This window comes from Rhodocista pekingensis, from assembly GCF_042665545.1.
GTDB classification, from domain to species: domain Bacteria; phylum Pseudomonadota; class Alphaproteobacteria; order Azospirillales; family Azospirillaceae; genus Rhodocista; species Rhodocista pekingensis.
Window position 1 is genome coordinate 464,081 of sequence record NZ_JBHTCM010000004.1, and the last position, 19,030, is coordinate 483,110.

Sequence of the window (19,030 nt, forward strand, 5' to 3'; positions counted from 1 at the left end):
CTGGAAAATTGCGTCGTCATGACCATCGTCACGCGCTTCGCGCCCTCTCCGACCGGCTTTCTCCATATCGGCGGTGCCCGCACGGCCCTGTTCAACTGGCTGTACGCCCGCGGTCACGGCGGCAAGTTCCTGCTGCGGATCGAGGATACCGACCGCGCCCGCTCCACCCAGGCCGCCGTGGACGCCATCCTGGACGGTCTGGACTGGCTGGGCCTGGAATGGGACGGCGATCCGATCAGCCAGTTCGAGCGCAAGGACCGCCACGCCGAGGTCGCGCATGAAATGCTGCGCCGGGGCATGGCCTACCGCTGCTACGCCTCGCCGGAGGAACTGGAGGCGATGAAGGAGGAGCAGCGCCGTCAGGGGCTGCCGATGCGCTATGACGGGCGCTGGCGCGACCGCGATCCGTCGGAAGCGCCGGCGGGCGTGAACCCGGTGATCCGCCTCAAGGCCCCGCAGGAGGGCGAGACGGTGGTGCGCGACCATGTCCAGGGCGAGGTGCGGGTGCAGAACGCGCAGCTCGACGACATGATCCTGCTGCGCTCCGACGGCACGCCCACCTACCTGCTGGCCGTGGTGGTGGACGATTACGACATGGGCGTGACCCATGTGGTGCGCGGCGACGACCACCTGACCAACACCTTCCGCCAGCTCCAGATCTATGCCGCCATGGGCTGGACGCCGCCGGAATACGCCCATGTCCCGCTGATCCACGGGCCGGACGGGGCGAAGCTGTCGAAGCGGCACGGCGCCCTGGGCGTTGATGCCTACCGCGACATGGGCTACCTGCCGGAGACCATGCGCAACTACCTGCTCCGGCTCGGCTGGAGCCATGGCGACGACGAGATCATCTCGACCGACCAGGCGAAATCCTGGTTCAATCTCGACGGCATCGGCCGCTCTCCCTCGCGGCTGGACTTCGCCAAGCTGGACAATCTGAACGGCCACTACATCCGGCAGAGCGACGATGCGCGGCTGGTGGCGCTGGTCGTGCCGATGGTGGAGAAGCGGCTGGGCCGTCCGCTCACCGAGTCCGAGCGCGCCCGTCTGCTCGCGGCCATGCCGGGCTTCAAGCCGCGCGTGAAGACCCTGGTCGAACTGGCCGACGGCTGCCTTTTCCTGTTCGCCACGCGACCGCTGGCGATGGACGACAAGGCCGCTGCGCTGTTGACGGTGGAGACGAAGGCCCAGCTCGGCGAGCTGCACGCGCTCTTCTCCGGCCTGGGCGACTGGACCGGTGCGGCGCTGGAGCAGGCCGTGCGCGACTTCGCGGAGCGTACCGGATTGAAACTCGGCAAGGTGGCCCAGCCGCTGCGCGCGGCGCTGACCGGCTCGACCGTCTCGCCGCCGATCTTCGAGGTGGCGGAAGTCCTCGGCCGGACGGAGACACTCGAACGTATAGATGACGCCCGGAAGGCCGGGTGAAATGGTGCCGTCGCGTTGCCATCCATGCTGCGGAGCACTAAACTCGGGTTGTTTAGCCAGATCAACGGGGCCCGGCCCCACACGAAGATCAAGGACAAGCCGCAATGAGCCAGGCGACTAGGGCGGGAGATGGCACCAAGTCGGATACGGTCACACTGACCGACAACAGGACCGGCAGAACCTTCACATTGCCGATCCATCATGGAACGACCGGCCCCGCCGTAATCGACATCCGCAAGCTCTATGCCGAGACCGGGTGTTTCACTTACGACCCGGGCTTCACTTCGACGGGAAGCTGCGAGTCGAAGATCACCTATATCGATGGCGACAACGGGATTTTGCTGCACCGCGGCTATCCGATCGAGGAACTGGCCGAACACAGTGATTACATGGAGGTCTGCTACCTCCTTCTGCACGGCGAACTGCCGAACCACGAACAGAAGCAGAAGTTCGAACTCACCATCACCCGGCACACGATGGTCCATGAGCAGCTTTCGAACTTCTTCCGCGGTTTCCGCCGCGACGCACACCCGATGGCCATCATGTGCGGTGTCGTCGGTGCCCTCTCGGCCTTCTATCACGACTCCCTCGACATCGAGGACCCGCAGCAGCGGATGATCGCGTCGCACCGGCTGATCGCCAAGATGCCGACCATCGCCGCGATGGCCTATAAATATTCGATCGGCCAGCCCTTCATCTATCCGCGGAACGACCTGGACTACGCGGAGAATTTCCTGCACATGAACTTCGCGGTTCCGTGCGAACCGTACAAGGTCGATCCCGTCATCGCCAAGGCGATGGACCGCATCTTCATCCTGCACGCCGACCACGAGCAGAACGCCTCCACCTCCACGGTGCGGCTGGCCGGTTCCTCCGGCGCCAACCCCTTCGCCTGCATCGCCGCCGGTATCGCCTCTCTCTGGGGCCCGGCCCATGGCGGTGCCAACGAGGCCGTTCTGGAGATGTTGCAGGAGATCGGCCACAAGGACCGCATCCCCGAATTCGTCCGCCGGGCGAAGGACAAGAGCGACAGCTTCCGCCTGATGGGCTTCGGCCACCGCGTCTACAAGAACTATGATCCGCGCGCCAAGGTGATGCAGCGCACCTGCAATGAGGTGTTGCAGACCCTCGGCATCAAGGACGACCCGCTGCTGGAGATCGCCGTCGAGCTGGAGCGGATCGCCTTGCAGGATGAGTACTTCGTCGAGAAGAAGCTCTACCCGAACGTGGACTTCTATTCGGGCATCATCCTGAAGGCCATCGGCTTCCCGACCAGCATGTTCACCGTGCTGTTCGCGCTGGCGCGCACCGTCGGCTGGATCAGCCAGTGGAAAGAAATGATCGAGGACCCGGTCCAGAAGATCGGCCGGCCGCGCCAGCTCTACACCGGCGCCACGATGCGGCATTACGTGCCGCTGGACGAGCGTGGTTGAGCGGGCGAACTCCCCCCACGGCCCGGGCGGTCCCCCACGGACCGCCCGTCCGCCGTCTGCGTCCATCCTTTCCCGGCACGAGGTCCGCAGCCGCCGGGTTCTCGCGGCGAACGACAACCCCGTGCCCCTGGCGCGCCGTGTCCGGCGGGCCCTGATCGCGGCCGCCCTCCTGTCCGCCCTGGCCTGGGCGGTCTACGCGCTGAGTTAGGATCGGGGTTCTGTCAGGGCCGGGCGAAGCGGGGGTTCCTTGATCCTGGGCGCATGCCTTGATCCTGGGCGCATGAAGGTCCTCAAGCGTCTGGTCCCGGGGGAGCCTGGTCCGAACGCCGCCAACAGCCGTCGGCGCCATAGTCCCAGCGTATCCCGTTCTCATCCAGCCATGGCCCGAACGGCTCATCCGTGGCCCCGGAGCCGAAGCGGAGAACATTCCCGTCCAGGTCCTCGACGTGCAGTTCCCGCGCGCCCCAGGGATAATTGCTCGGTCCCTGCCGGATGACGCCGCCCTTGGGAGCGATCTCGTCGCGCAGGGCGTCAACGTCATTGACGCCGACATAGAGCCACGCTTTCCCACGGCCCTGGTCGCCGTGAGCCAGCATGATGTTCGTCTCTCCTCTGGACAGTTCTGAGAAGATGCTGTCCCCCCAGTTCTGCCGGAAGCCGAGGACATCGGTGTAGTAGGCCACCGCGCGGCCCATGTCGGACACGCGGAGGATCGGGGTGCTTCGTCCGAAGGTCACTTGCATGGCGAGGACTCCCGACGCATGACCGGCCAGCCTCATCTGCAAGGGACAGTATCACGAATTCTTGAGCCTATCAGCCGACAGTGACATCCAAGAGCACCGCGCCCTGGAAGGCTTCGGCATCCTTGATGCCGCTCAGCCCCGGGACCGTTCTGGTCCCTGCCGTTGCCGATCCGCGATCACGCGCTTCGTGATGACGTTCAGCACCGCTTCGGCTGCGCGCCGGCTGGGCGGCACGTCCCCCTGCCCCAGCCAGCGGGCCACCTCCGTCACACCGTCGATCTGTTCCTGCCGGGCCGACGGCTCGTTCAGCAGCCGGTCCACGGCCAGCGCCAGCCGGTCGGGCGTGCAGTCCTGCTGCAACAGTTCCGGCACCAGCGGCCGGTCCAGCATGATGTTGACCAGGTTGACATAGCGGACCCGGATGAAGCGCCGGTAGAGCGCGTGGCTGAGGGGGTGGATGCGGTAGGCGATGACGGCGGGCACCCGGGCCAGCGCCAGTTCCAGCGCCACCGTGCCCGACGCGGCCAGGGCCGCCGTGCTGGCCGCGAAGGCATCGTACTTGTCGGCGTCGCCCAGGATCGTGATCGCCGGCACGGGCCAGGCCTGCACCGCCTCGGCCACGGTCTCCGCGACGCCGGGCACCGTCGGCACGACGACCTGGAGGTCCGGATAGCGCGATGCCAGGATCTCCAGGGTCGCCCCGAAGTCCGGCAGCAGCTTCGTCACCTCGCTGCGCCGGCTGCCCGGCAGCACGGTCAGCACGGTGGCGTCCGGACGGATGCCGTGGCGGCGCCGGAACCGCTCGCCGTCGCCGGCGTCCGCGCCCGATTCCACCACCGGATGCCCGACGAAGGTACAGGGCAGTCCGACTGCCTCGAAATAGGGCGGCTCGAAGGGCAGCAGCGCCAGCAGATGGTCCAGGAACTTCGCCACCTTGCGCGCCCGCCCGGGCCGCCAGGCCCAGACGGTGGGGGCGACGTAGTGGATCAGCGGCATCCGCGCCCCGGCCGAGCGCAGCCGCTGCTCAACGCGGAAGCAGAAATCGGGCGCGTCGATGGACACCACGGCATCCGGCGTCCGTTCCAGCAGCGCCTTCGTCGTCTGGTCCAGGCGCTTCAGCACCGTGGGCAGGCGCGGCAGCAGCTCCGCCAGCCCGAACAGGGCCAGATCCTCCATCGGGAACAGGCTCTGGAGCCCCTGCTCCGTCATCCGCGGCCCGCCGACGCCGGCGAATTCGACATGGCCCTCCATGGCCTCGCGCAGCGCGGCCATCAGGCGTCCGCCCAGCACGTCGCCGGACGGTTCGCCCGCGATGAGGAAGATCAACAGCGGCTTCACGGGCTCTCCTCTGCGTCGGCGGGGATGCCGACGACGAACAGCCCGGCCGCATCGGCCGCACGGGCGACCTGATCGCGCCCCAGAAGGATCGCGCTCCCGGCCTCCGCGGCGATGCCGGCGAACCCGGCGCGGGCCGCCCGCGCCACGGTCTCCGTCCCGATCGTCGGCAGATCGAGGCGCCTATCCTGCTGGGGTTTGCGGACCTTGACCAGAACCGGCCCGCGCCCCTTCCGCTTCAAGTCGCCGCAGCGGTCGATCAGGGCGTCGGTCCCCTCGATCGCCTCAACCCCCAGCACGATGCCCTGCTGCACCACCACCGCCTGACCGACATCCAGGCGGCCGAGCGTGCGGGCCACGGCGACGCCGCGCCCGATATCGTCCCGGCAGTCGTCAGCGGCGTCGAGACCGCCGACCGGGCCGGCCGGCATCAGCAGGTCCGCCATCAGGTCCGGTACGCCGACGACGCGGAATCCCTCCGCCTCCAGAACAGCGGCGACGGCACGCAGCAGCCCGTCGTCACCGAGTGCCAGGGCGCCGACGCGGGCCAGGATCTGCGCCGCCTTCCAGTCGGGACGCAGTTCGGCGAGCGAGGGCCGGCGGACGCGGCCCGCCAGGGCGATGTCGCCCACGCCCGCCTTACGCAGATGGTCGAGAATGGCGCCGACCGCCCCCATGCGGAACCAGACGGCCGGCAGGTCGGGCGGCAGACGGTCGGGTTCCGCCTGCCCCTCCAGCGCCACCAGCACCACGTCCCGACCGGCGCTACGGCAGGTTTCCGCAAGGCGGCCCGGCAGGTCGCCGCCGCCCGCGAGGATGGCCAGCCGGGGCGCCATGCCGGTCAGCGCGGCAGCGTCAGCGCGCGATGGGTCCGCTCGTCCAGGAAGCCCAGAATCTCGGAGACGAGACGGCTGTCCGGGAAGGAGCCGGCGACCTGTTCCCGCCGCTCCGCGAGGGTGCGCTCACCGCTGAACAGTTGCCGGAAGGCGGTACGCAGGGCGGCCACCTCCTCTTTCGGGAAGCCCCGCCGCTCCAGGCCGACGAGGTTCAGCCCGGCCAGATGGCCTCGCTCGCCCTTGACGAGACCGAAGGGGATCACGTCCGCCTCCACGCCGGTCATGCCGCCGATCATGGCGTGCGCACCGATGCGGACGAACTGGTGGACGGCCGACAGGCCGCCGAGCACGACGAAGTCGCCCACGACGACATGGCCGCCCAGGGTGGCGTTGTTGGCGAAGATCACGCCGTCACCGACCCGGCAGTCGTGCCCGACATGGACGCCGACCATGAACAGCCCGCCGTCCCCGACCGAGGTCAGCATGCCGCCGCCCTCCGTCCCCGGGTTCATGGTGACATGCTCGCGGATACGGTTGTTCCGGCCGATCACCAGTTCCGACGGTTCGCCCTTGTACTTCAGATCCTGCGGCGGATGGCCCAGCGACGCGAAGGGGAAGACGACCGTCCCCTCGCCGATCCGGGTCCGCCCCTCGACCACGACGTGGGAGTGCAGCGTCACCCGGTCGCCCAGTTCGACGGCCGGGCCGACCACGCAGAAGGGACCGATGAACACGCCTTCGCCCAGCCGGGCGGCCGGGTCCACGACGGCGGTCGGATGGATGGAAGTCGCCATGGGGTGGTCAGTTGTCCATCACGATCATCGCGGCATAGACCGCCTCGGCGCAGAGCGTGCCATCGACCCAGGCCTCGCCACGGAAGCGCCAGACATTGCGGCGGTTCTGCTGCTTCTGCACCTTGATCTCGATGCGGTCGCCCGGAACGATCGGGCGCCGGAAGCGGGCCTCGTCAATCGTCATGAAATAGACCAGCCGGCCCTCGGCGGATTCGCCGAGCGAGTGCATCACCAGCACGGCCGAGGTCTGGGCCATGGCCTCCACGATCATCACGCCCGGCATCACCGGCCGGGCCGGGAAATGGCCGGTGAAGAACGGCTCGTTGATGGTGACGTTCTTGATGCCCGTGCAGCTCTCGCCCGTGACGATGTCCACGACCTTGTCGATCAGGAGCATGGGATAGCGGTGCGGGATCATCTGCATGATCCGCAGAATATCCAGCTCCGTCACGGTCTGCTGCGCTGGTGTCTTGTTCTCAGCCGTTGCGTCCATTGTCCTCGTCACCCCTTCCGCGGACCAGCCGCCCCAGCATTGCCACCTGCCGCAGCCATTGGCGCATGGGAACGGCGGGCGATCCACCAACCTGCTCACCGGGCGCCACGTCGCGCATCACCCCGCTCTGGGCGGCGATCCGGGCGCCGGCGCCGATCTTGAGATGGCCCGTGATGCCCGCCTGGGCCGCCAGGATCACATGGTGGTCGAGCTTCGTGCTGCCCGAAATACCGGCCTGGGCGACGACAACGCAGCCCGGGCCGAGGTGGACGTTGTGCCCGATCTGGACCAGATTATCAATCATGCACCCCCGGCTGATGACCGTGTCCGGACCGGCGCCGCGGTCGATCGTGACGTTGGCGCCGATCTCCACGTCATCCTCGACGAGGACGCGGCCGAGCTGCGGCACGCGGACATGGCCGGCCGCATCCATGGCGAAACCGAAGCCGTCCTGGCCGATACGGACGCCGGGATAGATCACCACCCGGTTGCCGATCTCGCAGTGGCTGAGGGAGGCGCAGGCGCCGACGGTGGTGCCGTCGCCGATCCGCACATTGCGGCCGATCACCGCATTCGGACCGATCCGGCAGCCATTGCCGATCTCCGCCCCCACCTCGATGACGGCGCCGGGGGCGACCTCGGTCCCCTCGCCCACCCGGGCGGTCGGGTGCAGATGCGCGCCCGGGGAGACGCCGCCCTCCGCCGCCGGGGCCGGATAGAAAGCCTGGGCGCAGAGCGCATAGGCCCGGTACGGTTTGCGGCTCAGCAGCAGGGCCGTGCCCGTCGGCGCCCGGCCGGCCAGGTCGGGATGTACGACGCAGGCGCCGGCGCCGGTCCGCGCGAAGGCGTCGGCATATTTCCGGTTGTCCAGGAAGCTGAGCTGCTCCGGCCCCGCCGAATCCAGCGGGGCGACGTCGTGCAGCAGCAACGCCGGATCGGCGCCCGGCGCGATCTCGGCACCGGACAGGTCGGCGAGCTGGGCGAGGCTGAACGGCCCCGCCCGGCGGAAGAAACGTGGATCGGCCATGATCCCTACTTCGGCAGGACGACCGTGACCTGCGGCAGCCGCGCATTCAGCCGTTGCAGGACCACATCGGTCAGGTCAAGGGACGGATCTCCCCGATAAAGCACCGCTTCCCGATGCAGCACAAGGACGATGCCGCGCTCCTTGGCGACATCCCGGACCACCTGGCCCAGCATGTCCAGGAGCTTCTCCTTCGCGTCGTTCAGCGCCGTGTCCAGGATGCGGGCGCGTTCCTGCGCGTGCTGGCGGGACTCCGCGACCTCCTGCTCGAACTGCTTGCGGGCGCGGTCGAACTCCTCGGCGCTCTGGGTCTGACGCTGCTTCGCCAGGTCCTGTTCCAGGCTGCGCAGGCGGGTGATCTGGGCATTCATCTCCGCCTGGAAATCCTGCTGCAAGGCGGTGAGCTGCTGCTGGATGCTGCGCCAGGCGCTGGATGCGGAGAGCAGACCCTGCGCGTCCACGATGGCGATGGTCGGCTGCGGCTGCCCTTCGGCCGCCGGGCCGACCGGATGCGCCACCGACGGCGGCGTGGTCGGCGCCTGTTCCTGCGCGTCCGCGGCGCCGGGCAAGCCGACGCCGGCCCAGAGCGCCGCGGCAAGAACGATCAGGCCGCGACCGTGCATCGGCCTTCCCCTCAGAAGCGGGTGCCGAAGCTGAAGCGGAACTGCTCCGTCCGGTCGTAGTCCTCCTTGACCAGCGGCATGGCCAGATCGATACGGATCGGGCCGAAGGGCGACTTCCAGGAGAGACCCACACCGATCGAGGCGCGGAGGGCGTCCTCGTCACGGAAAACGTCACTCTTCGTCGGGTCGGTGGGATCGACGTAAGGCTTCAGGCCGGAATCGCCCAGGGTTCCGGCGTCGGCGAAGGCATGGGCCAGCACGCCCATCTCGTCCGACCCGAGCGGAACCGTCATCTCCAGGCTGGTGCGGGCGAACCGCTTGCCGCCCAGGGCATCGTCGTTGCCGTTGGTCAGGTCGCGCGGACCGACGCCGCCCGGCTCGAAGCCGCGCAGCGTATCGCCGCCCAGGAAGAAGCGATCGTTGATCCGGATGTCCTTGCCCAGCTCCAGGATGTACCCGACCTCGCCGGTCAGAGAGAGCACCCAGTCGGAATAGACGTTCCAGTAGTTGGCGGCGGACAGTCGGTTGCGCAGGTAACGGACGCTGCCGCCCAGGCCGGCGAACTCGTTGGAGAGCGAGATGAAGTAGCCGTCGGTCGGGCGCAGGCGGCTGTTCCGGGCGTCATAGAACAGAAGCTGCTCGATCGAGGAGGTCGTCGTCGTACCGGCCTGATCCCGGATGAAGCGGGAGGCGTAGATCGAGACGTTCTCGATGGAGTTCTGCGACAGGGTGTACTGGAAGCGCTGGCGCAGGCGGTCCGACAGGGGATAGCCGGCGCGCAGCACGATACCCGTGCTCTCCAGGTCGTAGGTGATGGTGTCGCGGTCGTCGCGGACGACGCGGAACAGGTCCACGCCGACGGCAAGGTCGCGCTCCATGAAGTACGGCTCGGTGAAGCTGACGTCGAATTCCTGGCTGCGGGTCGACAGCATCGTCGAGAAGCGCAGATCCTGGCCGCGACCCAGCAGGTTGCGCTCACGGATGGAGAAGTCCACCAGCGCCCCGTCGGTCGTGGAGTAGCCGGCGCCGAGCTGGATTTCGCCGGTCGGCTGTTCCGACACCTCGACGGTGATGACCGACTGGTCGGGCGTGCTGCCCTCCTTCGGTTCGACCGTCACCTCCTCGAAGAAGCCCAGATCCTTGATGCGCTGTTCGGACCGGCGGACGCGGGTGATGCTGAACGGATCGCCTTCGGCCAGCAGCATCTCGCGCCGGATCACGCGGTCCAGCGTGCGCACGTTGCCGTTGATGTCGATACGCTCGACGAAGACACGCGGGCTCTGGTTGATTTCGAAGAGGAGGTCGATCGTGCCCTCCTCCTCATTGCGTTGCAGCAGCGGATCGACCTCGACAAAGGCGTACTGGAGATCGCCCAGCGCGTCGCTCAGCAGGTTGATGCTGCTCTCCACGCGGTCTGCATCGTACCAGTCGCCGGTCTGGGCAAGGATGAACGGGCGCAGCAGCTCGCCGTCCAGATCCTTGATGTCGCTCTGGATCTTGATCTCGCCGAACTTGTACCGCTTGCCCTCGTCCACGGTCATCGTGATGAAGAAGTCTTCGCGGTCCGGCGTCAGCTCGGCCACCATCGACAGCACGCGGAAGTCGGCATAGCCGTTGCGCAGGTAGTGCCGGCGGATCTGCTCGCGGTCGTAGTTCAGGCGATCGGGATCATAGGTGTCGTTGCTGCTCAGGAACCGCCACCAGCGCGATTCCTTGGTCAGCATGATGTCGCGCAGGTCGGTATCGTCGAAGATGTTGTTGTTGATGAAGTTGATCCGCTGCACGCCGGTCAGCGGGCCTTCATCGATCTCGAAGATCAGGTCGACGCGGTTCTGTTCGAGCTGGACGATCTTGGGCTCCACGCGCGCCGCGAAGCGGCCGCTGCGCCGATAGATCTCCAGAATGCGCTGCACGTCGTTCTGCACGCGGGTCCGGGTATAGACCACGCGGGGACGGAGCTGCACCTCGGCCACCAGATCGTCGGTCTTGACCCGACGGTTCCCCTCGAAGGCGACCCGGTTGATGATGGGGTTCTCGACCACGTTGACGACCAGGGTCCCGCCCTCACGGCGCAGCGTGACGTCGGCGAACAGGCCGGTGGCAAAGAGGGATTTCAACGATTCGTCAATGCGCTCGGCATTGAACGGATCGCCGGTCTGCACGGTCAGGTAGGACCGTACCGTCGCTGCCTCGATGCGCTGCGTCCCCTCGATCCGGATTTCCCGGACGGTGCCGCCGCTGAAGGCTTCCTGGGCGAAAGCCCCTGCCGTGAGCGCAAGGACGGAAGTTGCGGTGGTGCTGCCGATCAGCAGGCACGCGGCCGCGACCCTCGAAACCAAACCCAAGTGTTCCCCCGGTATCGGCTAGGAAAGAACGTCCACGAAGAACTGGACCACGCGTAGATGGACGAGATCGTTCCACGTGGCGAACACCATCAGCGTTAGTACCAAAGCCAGGCCGATCCGGAAACCATATTCCTGGGCGCGTTCTCCCAGGGGGCGGCCCCGGACGGCTTCAATGCCATAGAACAACAGGTGGCCACCGTCCAGCATCGGAATCGGGAACAGGTTGATCAGTCCAAGGTTGATGGACAGGATCGCCACGAACCAGACCAGGGCCACGAAGCCGGTCTGGGCCACCTCCCCCGACATCTGGGCGATGCGCAGCGGCCCGCCCAGCTCGTCCGTGCCACGGGTGCCGCTGATCATCTGGCCCACGGCCTTCAAGGTGCCGAGGGTCAGCGACAGCGTCTCCTTGCCGGCGTACCAGACGGCGGACAGCGGATCGCGCTTCTTGAACTCGTCGGCCCCGCGCAGCACGCCGATGCGGCCGATCGTGTGGGTGTTGCCGAAGCGGTCTTCGACCTCCACGCTGCGCGGGGTGACCGTGAGCGGCACCTCCGCACCGTCGCGCTGCACGACCAACGCCAGCGGCCGGCCCGGATACTGCACGACGAGCTGGGTGATGTCCTCGAACCGCTCGATCGTCTGACCGTCGATGCTGAGGACCCGGTCGCCCGACAGCAGCCCCGCCTCGGCGGCGGCGCCGTCGGGGTTCACCTCCTCGATCACGGGCGCCGTGAAGGGCTGGCCGTAGACGGTGAAGAGGAGAGCGAGCGCCACGATGGCGAAGGCGAAGTTGGCCGCCGGCCCGGCAGCCACGATGGCTGCCCGGCTTCCCAGGCTCTGGTGGTAGAAGGACCGCGCCCTCTCCTCCGGCGGCAGGTCGTCCAGCCGGAAATCCGGGCGGCTCGCCGCATCGGCGTCCCCGAACATCTTGACGTAGCCGCCCAGGGGGATGGCGCTGAACTTCCAGCGCGTCCCGGCCCGGTCGTTGAAACCGAACAGCTCCGGCCCGAAGCCGATCGAGAAGACCTCCACCCGGACCCCGTTGCGGCGGGCCACCCAGTAGTGGCCCAGCTCGTGGACGAAGACCAGCACGGTCAGGACGACCAGGAAGACGACCCCGTAATTCCAGACGTATCCGACCGCATCCATCGATCGTTCTCCTGCCTCAGCTACCGGCTGACCCGCCCCGCCGCGACCATCTCGGACGCGAAGCGGCGGGCATCGGCATCGGCTGTGCGCACATCATCCAGGTCATTGAGCTCAGAATGTGGCAGCGATGCGAGCGTCGCCTCGACGACCCGCTCGATGTCCAGGAAGCCGATCCGCTCCTCCAGGAAGGCCTGGACCGCGACCTCGTTCGCCGCGTTCAGCAGGGTCGGCGCGGCCCCGCCGCACTGGAGCGCGTGCCGCGCCAGCCGCAGCGCCGGGAAGCGCAGCGGGTCCGGTGCCTCGAACTCCAGCCGCGACGACCGGATGAGATCCAGGCGCGCGCCGGGCGTGGCGATGCGATCCGGCCAGCCGAGCGCCACGGCGATCGGCGTGCGCATGTCGGGCGTGCCGAGCTGGGCCAGGACGGAGCCGTCCACATACTCGACCATGCTGTGGACGACCGACTGCGGATGCACCAGAACGTCGATCTGCCCGTCGGGCATGCCGAACAGGTGGCAGGCCTCGATGATCTCCAGGCCCTTGTTCATCATGCTGGCGCTGTCGACGGAGATCTTGGCCCCCATCGTCCAGTTCGGATGGGCGCACGCCTCCTTCGGCGTGGCCGCCGCCATGCGCTCGCGCGTCCAGGTGCGGAACGGGCCGCCCGACGCGGTGAGGATCAGGCGGCTGACCGCCGGCCGGCGCTCCGGGTCGAAGACCTGGAAGATGGCGCTGTGCTCGCTGTCCACCGGCAGCAGCGTGGCGCCGTGCCGGCGCACCTCCGCCATCAGCAGCTCGCCCGCACAGACGAGGCATTCCTTGTTGGCGAAGGCGACGATGGCGCCGCGGCGCGCGGCGGCCAGGGTCGGCTCCAGCCCGGCGGCGCCGACGATGGCGGCCATCACCCAGTCCGCCGGGCGCTGCGCCGCCTCGACCACGGCCGCCGGACCGGCCGCCGCGGCGATGCCGGTGCCGGCCAGCGCGTCCTTCAGGTCGGCGTAGTGGGCCTCATCGGCGACGACAGCGACCTCCGGCCGCAGGCGGCGGGCCTGCGCGGCGAGGGCGGCGACGTTGCGGCGGGCCACCAGCGCCACCGTGCGGTAGCGGTCCGGATAGGCCTCGATCAGTTCGACCGTGTTGCTGCCGACCGATCCGGTCGAGCCCAGCACCGTCACGCTGCGGATTCCATCGCCCCCGGTCGGATGCCGCGGGGTCACGCTCACCACCATTGCAGAGACTCCCCGGCCAGCCCGTGGACCAGCGCGAAGACCGGTGCCGCCACGATCAGCCCGTCGATGCGGTCGAGCAGACCGCCATGGCCGGGAATGAGGTGACCGCTGTCCTTCACGTGGCTGCGCCGCTTCATGAATGATTCGAACAGGTCGCCCGCCTGACCCGCGACGGCCAGACAGGCGGCGATGAGGGCCGCGACGAGCGGCCGGCCGGCATCGGCGAAGAAGGCGACCCCCGCCCCCACCAGGGCCGCGGCCAGCATGCCCCCGATCAGGCCGGCCCAGGTCTTCTTCGGACTGACCCGCGGCGCCAGCTTCGGCCCGCCGATGGTCCGCCCGGCCGCATAGGCGCCGATGTCGGTCGCCCAGATGGCCAGCAGCAGGAAGAAGAAGAGACTGCGCCCGTCCTCGCCGGTGGCGTTACGCAGCCACATCAGGGCGACGCAGGCCAGCGCGATATAAGGGACGGTGAGCGCGACAAGGGCGCGCGGCCCCACCCCGGCCAGCAGGCAGGCGCCATACAGCGCCACAGTGGCGGCGGCAGCGACCGGCAGGGCGGTCGCCGTTCCCCAGGCGAGGTCGGCCGCCATGACGGCGCCCACGGCCACGAGCGACAGCAGCAGGGGCATGAGCGTTGCGGGCGCCGGCGCGACCAGCCGCACCCATTCCCGCACCGACAGGGCGGCCGCGAGCACCACCAGCGCGTCGAACACCGGACCGCCGAACCAGACGGCAGCCAGCACGGGCGGGGCGAGGATGATCGCGGAAAGGAAACGGGTCTTCAGGTCGCTCGACCGCGCGCCCGCCGGCGCCGGCTCAGCGGCTGCCGACCGATGCCCCGAACCGGCGATCCCGCCGGTGGTACTCTTGGATGGCATCTTCGAGATCGCGTTTGGTGAAGTCTGGCCACAGGGTATCGACGAACACCAACTCCGCATAGGCCAATTGCCACAACAGGAAGTTGCTTATCCGCTTCTCCCCGCTCGTGCGGATGCACAGGTCGGGATCGGGTATGCCGGCCGTCGAGAGATAGTTGGCGAACCGTCCCTCATCGATGTCCGCCGGCTCCAGGTGCCCCGCCTTCACCTGCTCGGCGATCTGGCGGGTGGTGCTGGCGATCTCCTGGCGGCCGCCGTAGCTGAGGGCGATCACCAGGGTCAGCGTCTCATTCGCGGCCGTCAGGGATTCGGCATTGTCGATCAGCGAGATGATGTCCTTGGACAGGCGCGAGCGGTCCCCGATCACCCGGAGCCGCACGCCGTTCTTGTGCAGGGACGCGATCTCGCCGCGCAGATAGAACCGCAGGAGCTGCATGAGGTCGGAAACCTCGTCCCGCGGCCGGTTCCAGTTCTCCGAGGAGAAGCTGTAGAGCGTCAGGTAGCGGATGCCCAGTTCCCGGGCCGCCTCCAGGGCACGCCGGACCGCCTCGACGCCCTTTCGGTGGCCGGCGGTGCGGGGCAGTCCGCGTGCGGTTGCCCAGCGCCCGTTGCCATCCATGATGATGGCGACGTGGACCGGTGGGGCGCCTTGCGGCAGGGGGGAGGAAACGGCCATGGCAGCGGCGCCCGGACCCTCGCTCAAACCTGCATGATTTCCTTTTCCTTGGTCGCCAGCGCCTCATCGATCTTCTTGATGTGGGCGTCGGTCAGGCCCTGGACCTTGTCGGCCCAGGTCTTCTGCTCGTCCTCGGAAATATCCCCGTCCTTCAGGAGCTTCTTCAGCATGTCCATACCATCGCGGCGCACGTTGCGGACGGCCACCCGGGCCTGTTCCGCATACTTCGCTGCGACTTTGGCCAATTCCTGGCGACGTTCCTGGTTCAGTTCCGGAATCGGCACGCGGAGGGTCTGCCCGTCGGACTGGGGGTTCAGGCCCAGGCCGGCGTCGCGGATCGCCTTCTCCACGGCCTTCACCAGCGAGCGGTCCCAGACCTGCACGGTGATGAGGCGCGGCTCCGGAACGCCGACCGTGGCGACCTGGTTCAGCGGGCTGGAACTGCCGTAGGCGTCCACATACACCGGATCGAGCAGCGTGGTGGAGGCGCGGCCCGTGCGGAGGCCGCCGAATTCCTTACGCAGCGTCTCGACAGCGCCATCCATGCGGCGCTCGAAGCTCTTGATGTCGGGTTCGGCCACCTTATTCCTCTTCGGTTATTATGGTGAACTTGCCCCGCCCGGCCATCACCTCGGCGAAGGCGCCGTCGGTGTGGATCGAGAAGACCAGGATGGGAATCCTGTTCTCACGAGCCAGGGAGATGGCGGAGGCGTCCATCACCTGCAAGTCCTGGGACAGAACCTGAAGGTAGCTTAGCCTATCATACCGCGTCGCGTCCTGATGCTTCTTGGGGTCGGCCGAATAGACGCCGTCGACCTTGGTCCCCTTGAGCAGGGCATCGCAGCCCATTTCCGAGGCGCGCAGCGCCGCGGCGGTATCGGTCGTGAAGAAGGGATTGCCGGTGCCTGCGGCAAAAATCACCACCCGCCCCTTTTCCATGTGGCGGACGGCACGGCGGCGGATGTAGGGCTCGCAGACGCTGGCCATGGGAATCGCGGACTGCACCCGCGTCTGCACCCCCACCTTCTCCAGCGCATTCTGGACGGCGAGCGAGTTCATCACCGTCGCCAGCATGCCCATGTAGTCGGCGGTGGCGCGCTCCATGCCGGTGGCGGCTGCCGAGATCCCGCGGAAGATGTTTCCACCGCCGATCACCAGGCAGACCTCGACGCCCATCGCGATGACGGCGCGGACCTCGTCGGCGACGCGGTCAACGACCTGGGGATCGAGACCGTAGTCCCGGTCGCCCATCAGGGCCTCGCCCGATATCTTCAGCAGAACACGTCGGTAGCGGCCGTCGCTCACGGGCAGGTCCTTTCCCCGGTATCGGTCGGGAAGGTCGGAAGCCCCCGGGGGAGCTTCCGACCGACAACAGCGGATGTCCGGGCGATCAACCGGCCATCGAGGCGACTTCGGCGGCGAAGTCGCTCGTGGTCTTCTCGATGCCCTCGCCCAGCGCGAAGCGGACGAAGCCGGTCAGCGCCACCGGGGCGCCGACGGTCTTCGCGGCGTTCTCGACGACCTTGCGGATCTTGGTCTCGCCGTCCACGACGAAGACCTGCTCCAGCAGGACCACTTCCTCGTAGTACTTGCGGACGCGGCCCTCGACCATCTTCTGAACGATCTCCTCCGGCTTGCCGCTGGCGCGGGCCTGCTCGGCCAGGACGTCGCGCTCACGGTTCAGCTTGGACGGATCGACGTCGGCGACGTCCAGCGCCTCCGGACGGGCCGCGGCGATGTGCATGGCGATCTGCTTGCCCAGCTCCTGGAGCTTCGCCTGATCACCGGCCGATTCCAGCGCGACGAGCACGCCGATCTTGCCGAGGTTCGGCACCAGCGAGGAGTGCATGTAGGTCGAGACGATGCCCTGCGTCACCGACAGCCTGGCGGCGCGACGGATCGTCATGTTCTCGCCGATCGTGGCGACGAGGTGCGTCAGCTCCTCGGCGACGGTGCGGCCGGTGCCCGGGAAGGGCTGGGACTGCAACGTCCCGACGTCGTCGCCGGTGGTCAGCGCCAGTTCCGTCACCTTGGCGACGAAGTTCTGGAAGGTCTCGTTGCGGGCGACGAAGTCGGTCTCGGCATTGACCTCGACGCAGGCGCCGGCCGTCGGGGCGGCGACGACACCGACCAGACCCTCGGCGGCGACGCGGCCGGACTTCTTTGCGGCGGCGGCCAGACCCTTCTTGCGCAGCCAGTCCACCGCGGCTTCCATGTCACCGCTGGTTTCGGTCAGCGCCTTCTTGCAGTCCATCATCCCGGCGCCGGTCTTCTCGCGCAGCTCCTTCACGAGCGCAGCACTGATCTCCGCCATCTTCGCCTCTCTTCCGAAATCTCGGTGAACCTTGAACAAACAGCGGGGCGGCCGGCCCGTCCCCCGGAGGGAACGGGACCGGCCGCCCCGGCACGCACTCACGCCTGGGCCGGAGCCTGCTCGGCGTCCTCGGCCGGAAGCACCTCTTCCGGGGCCTCCTCGGCGGCGCCGAGGTCGATGCCGGCCGCGCTCATCTCGGCCTGCAAGCCGTCCAGCACCGCACCGGAGATCAGCTCGCAGTAGGTGTCGATGGCGCGCAGGGCGTCATCATTGCCCGGGACCGGGAAGGTGACGCCGTCCGGATCGCTGTTGCTGTCGACCACGGCCACGACCGGAATGCCGAGCTTGTTGGCCTCCTGGATCGCCAGCGACTCCTTGTTGGTGTCGATGATGAACAGCAGGTCCGGCAGGCCGCCCATGTCCCGGATGCCGCCGAGCGCGCGCTCCAGCTTGTCGCGCTCGCGCGTCATGTTCAGCAGCTCCTTCTTGGTACGGCCGGACTGCTCACCGGCGGCGAGCTGCTCGTCCATCTCCTTCAGGCGGCGGATCGACTGGGAGATGGTCTTCCAGTTGGTCAGCATGCCGCCGAGCCAGCGGTGGTTGACATAGTACTGGCCGCAGCGCTTGGCGGACTCGGCGACCTTCTCCTGCGCGGCGCGCTTGGTGCCGACGAACAGGACGCGGCCGCCGCCGGCCACCACGTCACGCACCGCCTGCATGGCGCGGTACATCATCGGGACCGACTGCTCCAGGTCGATGATGTGGACACCGTTGCGCACGCCGAACAGGTACGGCGCCATCTTCGGGTTCCAGCGCCGGGTGTGGTGACCGAAATGCACGCCGGCTTCCAGGAGCTGGCGCATCGTGAAGGTGGGAATGGCCATGGGAAATCTTCCTTTTCCGGTTGATCCTCCGCGGGCGACGTCCGGAGACAAGGTCCGGACACCGGATCGGGGCGCCGCAATGCAAGCGCACGCACCGCAAGCCCGCGTGTGGGATTGACGACGGGCGGTTAAATACCGCCGGGGCCCCGCCAATGCAACCCCGCCGAGGGCCGGCTGACGCATGGCACCCGCCGGGACTTGGCAGCCCGTGCCCGGGCGCCTATGGTCCGCCCGCATTCCCCTCCGACCGAGCACCATGTCCATTCCCTCGCACAGCTTCTTCATCGACAGCGCGGACCTCGCCATGGCCCCGTCCCTTCCCGCCGGCGCGGTGAGCGTGACCGCCGCCGACCTGCCGGAGGCCGCGCGCCCGCTGCTCGACCATGAACGCGGCATGACCGCGACGCTGGAGGCCGCCTGGGACGAGACGATGGCGCTGGAGGTGCTGGACGCGCACGAGGTCGGGGAGTGCCTGGCGCGCACCGTCCTGCTCTATGGCGCGGACAGCGGACGGCCGGTGGAGCTGGGCCGAATCGTCATCCATCTGCCCTCCCTGCCGGAGTGCATCCATGAGCCGGTGCGCGGCGGCATCCTGCCCTTCGGCACGCTGCTGGCCCAGGCGGGGGTCGCCTTCCGCAGCCGGCCGGACGGATTCTTCCGCATCCCGGCCACCGCTCCCGATCTGGCCGCCCTGCCCGCGCTGGCGGGCTGCACGGGCGAGCTGTTCGGGCGCACGGCGCGGGTGAGCCGTCTGGACGGCACCCTGCTGGCCGAAGTGACGGAGATCCTGACCGCCCTGCCTGCCCGGGACTGAGAGCCGCAGGCCCCAGGCCCCCTTACCGC

General features: G+C 68.2%; 19 protein-coding genes. 3 read left to right on the top strand and 16 right to left on the bottom strand.

Going from position 1 to position 19,030, the window contains the following annotated elements; genetic code table 11:
• Window positions 1-18: 18 nt before the first annotated feature.
• Window positions 19-1,425 carry a glutamate--tRNA ligase gene (gene gltX / locus ACFQPS_RS02745; RefSeq protein ID WP_377356241.1) on the top strand — a complete coding sequence of 469 codons (1,407 nt, stop codon included), beginning with the start codon at window positions 19-21 and terminating at the stop codon, window positions 1,423-1,425.
• Between the two features lie 104 nt (window positions 1,426-1,529).
• On the top strand, window positions 1,530-2,858 hold the full coding sequence (gene gltA, locus ACFQPS_RS02750; RefSeq protein WP_377356243.1) for a citrate synthase: 1,329 nt from the start codon (window positions 1,530-1,532) through the stop codon (window positions 2,856-2,858).
• A 290-nt stretch (window positions 2,859-3,148) separates the two neighbouring features.
• On the opposite strand, the gene ACFQPS_RS02755 is transcribed toward gltA, so the two are convergent.
• The 16 genes from ACFQPS_RS02755 to rpsB form a co-directional block, all read right to left on the bottom strand.
• Window positions 3,149-3,601 carry a glyoxalase superfamily protein gene (locus ACFQPS_RS02755; protein WP_377356245.1) on the bottom strand — a complete coding sequence of 151 codons (453 nt, stop codon included), beginning with the start codon at window positions 3,599-3,601 and terminating at the stop codon, window positions 3,149-3,151.
• Between the two features lie 132 nt (window positions 3,602-3,733).
• A complete protein-coding gene (lpxB, locus tag ACFQPS_RS02760) occupies window positions 3,734-4,939 on the bottom strand; it encodes a lipid-A-disaccharide synthase (RefSeq protein ID WP_377356247.1) in 1,206 nt (401 codons plus the stop codon).
• Complete coding sequence (locus tag ACFQPS_RS02765) at window positions 4,936-5,772, bottom strand: LpxI family protein (RefSeq protein WP_377356249.1); 837 nt, start codon at window positions 5,770-5,772, stop codon at window positions 4,936-4,938. Before ACFQPS_RS02765 ends, lpxB begins: the two co-directional genes overlap by 4 nt.
• 5 nt (window positions 5,773-5,777) lie before the next feature.
• A complete protein-coding gene (lpxA, locus tag ACFQPS_RS02770; protein ID WP_377356251.1) occupies window positions 5,778-6,566 on the bottom strand; it encodes an acyl-ACP--UDP-N-acetylglucosamine O-acyltransferase in 789 nt (262 codons plus the stop codon).
• A 7-nt stretch (window positions 6,567-6,573) separates the two neighbouring features.
• Window positions 6,574-7,059, bottom strand: coding sequence for a 3-hydroxyacyl-ACP dehydratase FabZ (fabZ, locus tag ACFQPS_RS02775; protein ID WP_377356253.1), 486 nt, complete (start codon window positions 7,057-7,059; stop codon window positions 6,574-6,576).
• Window positions 7,043-8,086 (bottom strand): UDP-3-O-(3-hydroxymyristoyl)glucosamine N-acyltransferase, encoded by a 1,044-nt coding sequence (gene lpxD, locus ACFQPS_RS02780; RefSeq protein ID WP_377356254.1) that lies wholly within the window; start codon window positions 8,084-8,086, stop codon window positions 7,043-7,045. Before lpxD ends, fabZ begins: the two co-directional genes overlap by 17 nt.
• Window positions 8,087-8,091: 5 nt before the next feature.
• Window positions 8,092-8,706, bottom strand: coding sequence for an OmpH/Skp family outer membrane protein (locus ACFQPS_RS02785; RefSeq protein WP_377356256.1), 615 nt, complete (start codon window positions 8,704-8,706; stop codon window positions 8,092-8,094).
• A gap of 11 nt (window positions 8,707-8,717) precedes the next feature.
• Window positions 8,718-11,045 (bottom strand): outer membrane protein assembly factor BamA, encoded by a 2,328-nt coding sequence (gene bamA, locus ACFQPS_RS02790; RefSeq protein ID WP_377356259.1) that lies wholly within the window; start codon window positions 11,043-11,045, stop codon window positions 8,718-8,720.
• A 24-nt stretch (window positions 11,046-11,069) separates the two neighbouring features.
• Complete coding sequence (rseP, locus tag ACFQPS_RS02795; RefSeq protein ID WP_377356261.1) at window positions 11,070-12,203, bottom strand: RIP metalloprotease RseP; 1,134 nt, start codon at window positions 12,201-12,203, stop codon at window positions 11,070-11,072.
• A gap of 20 nt (window positions 12,204-12,223) precedes the next feature.
• Entirely contained in the window at window positions 12,224-13,432 is a 1,209-nt protein-coding gene (locus tag ACFQPS_RS02800; RefSeq protein WP_377356262.1) for a 1-deoxy-D-xylulose-5-phosphate reductoisomerase, read from the bottom strand.
• Window positions 13,423-14,313, bottom strand: a complete 891-nt coding sequence (locus ACFQPS_RS02805; protein WP_377356263.1) for a phosphatidate cytidylyltransferase — start codon at window positions 14,311-14,313, stop codon at window positions 13,423-13,425. Before ACFQPS_RS02805 ends, ACFQPS_RS02800 begins: the two co-directional genes overlap by 10 nt.
• Entirely contained in the window at window positions 14,252-14,989 is a 738-nt protein-coding gene (locus ACFQPS_RS02810; RefSeq protein WP_377356627.1) for an isoprenyl transferase, read from the bottom strand. The genes ACFQPS_RS02805 and ACFQPS_RS02810 overlap by 62 nt, the downstream gene beginning before the upstream one ends.
• Window positions 14,990-15,012: 23 nt before the next feature.
• Complete coding sequence (frr, locus tag ACFQPS_RS02815; RefSeq protein WP_377356264.1) at window positions 15,013-15,570, bottom strand: ribosome recycling factor; 558 nt, start codon at window positions 15,568-15,570, stop codon at window positions 15,013-15,015.
• Between the two features lies 1 nt (window position 15,571).
• Entirely contained in the window at window positions 15,572-16,294 is a 723-nt protein-coding gene (gene pyrH / locus ACFQPS_RS02820; protein ID WP_012566408.1) for a UMP kinase, read from the bottom strand.
• A gap of 85 nt (window positions 16,295-16,379) precedes the next feature.
• A complete protein-coding gene (gene tsf / locus ACFQPS_RS02825) occupies window positions 16,380-17,303 on the bottom strand; it encodes a translation elongation factor Ts (protein WP_377356265.1) in 924 nt (307 codons plus the stop codon).
• A gap of 98 nt (window positions 17,304-17,401) precedes the next feature.
• Window positions 17,402-18,187 carry a 30S ribosomal protein S2 gene (gene rpsB, locus ACFQPS_RS02830; RefSeq protein ID WP_377356267.1) on the bottom strand — a complete coding sequence of 262 codons (786 nt, stop codon included), beginning with the start codon at window positions 18,185-18,187 and terminating at the stop codon, window positions 17,402-17,404.
• A 256-nt stretch (window positions 18,188-18,443) separates the two neighbouring features.
• Between rpsB and ACFQPS_RS02835 the strand changes: the two genes are divergently transcribed.
• Window positions 18,444-19,001 (top strand): hypothetical protein, encoded by a 558-nt coding sequence (locus ACFQPS_RS02835; protein WP_377356269.1) that lies wholly within the window; start codon window positions 18,444-18,446, stop codon window positions 18,999-19,001.
• The last annotated feature ends 29 nt before the right edge of the window (window positions 19,002-19,030 follow it).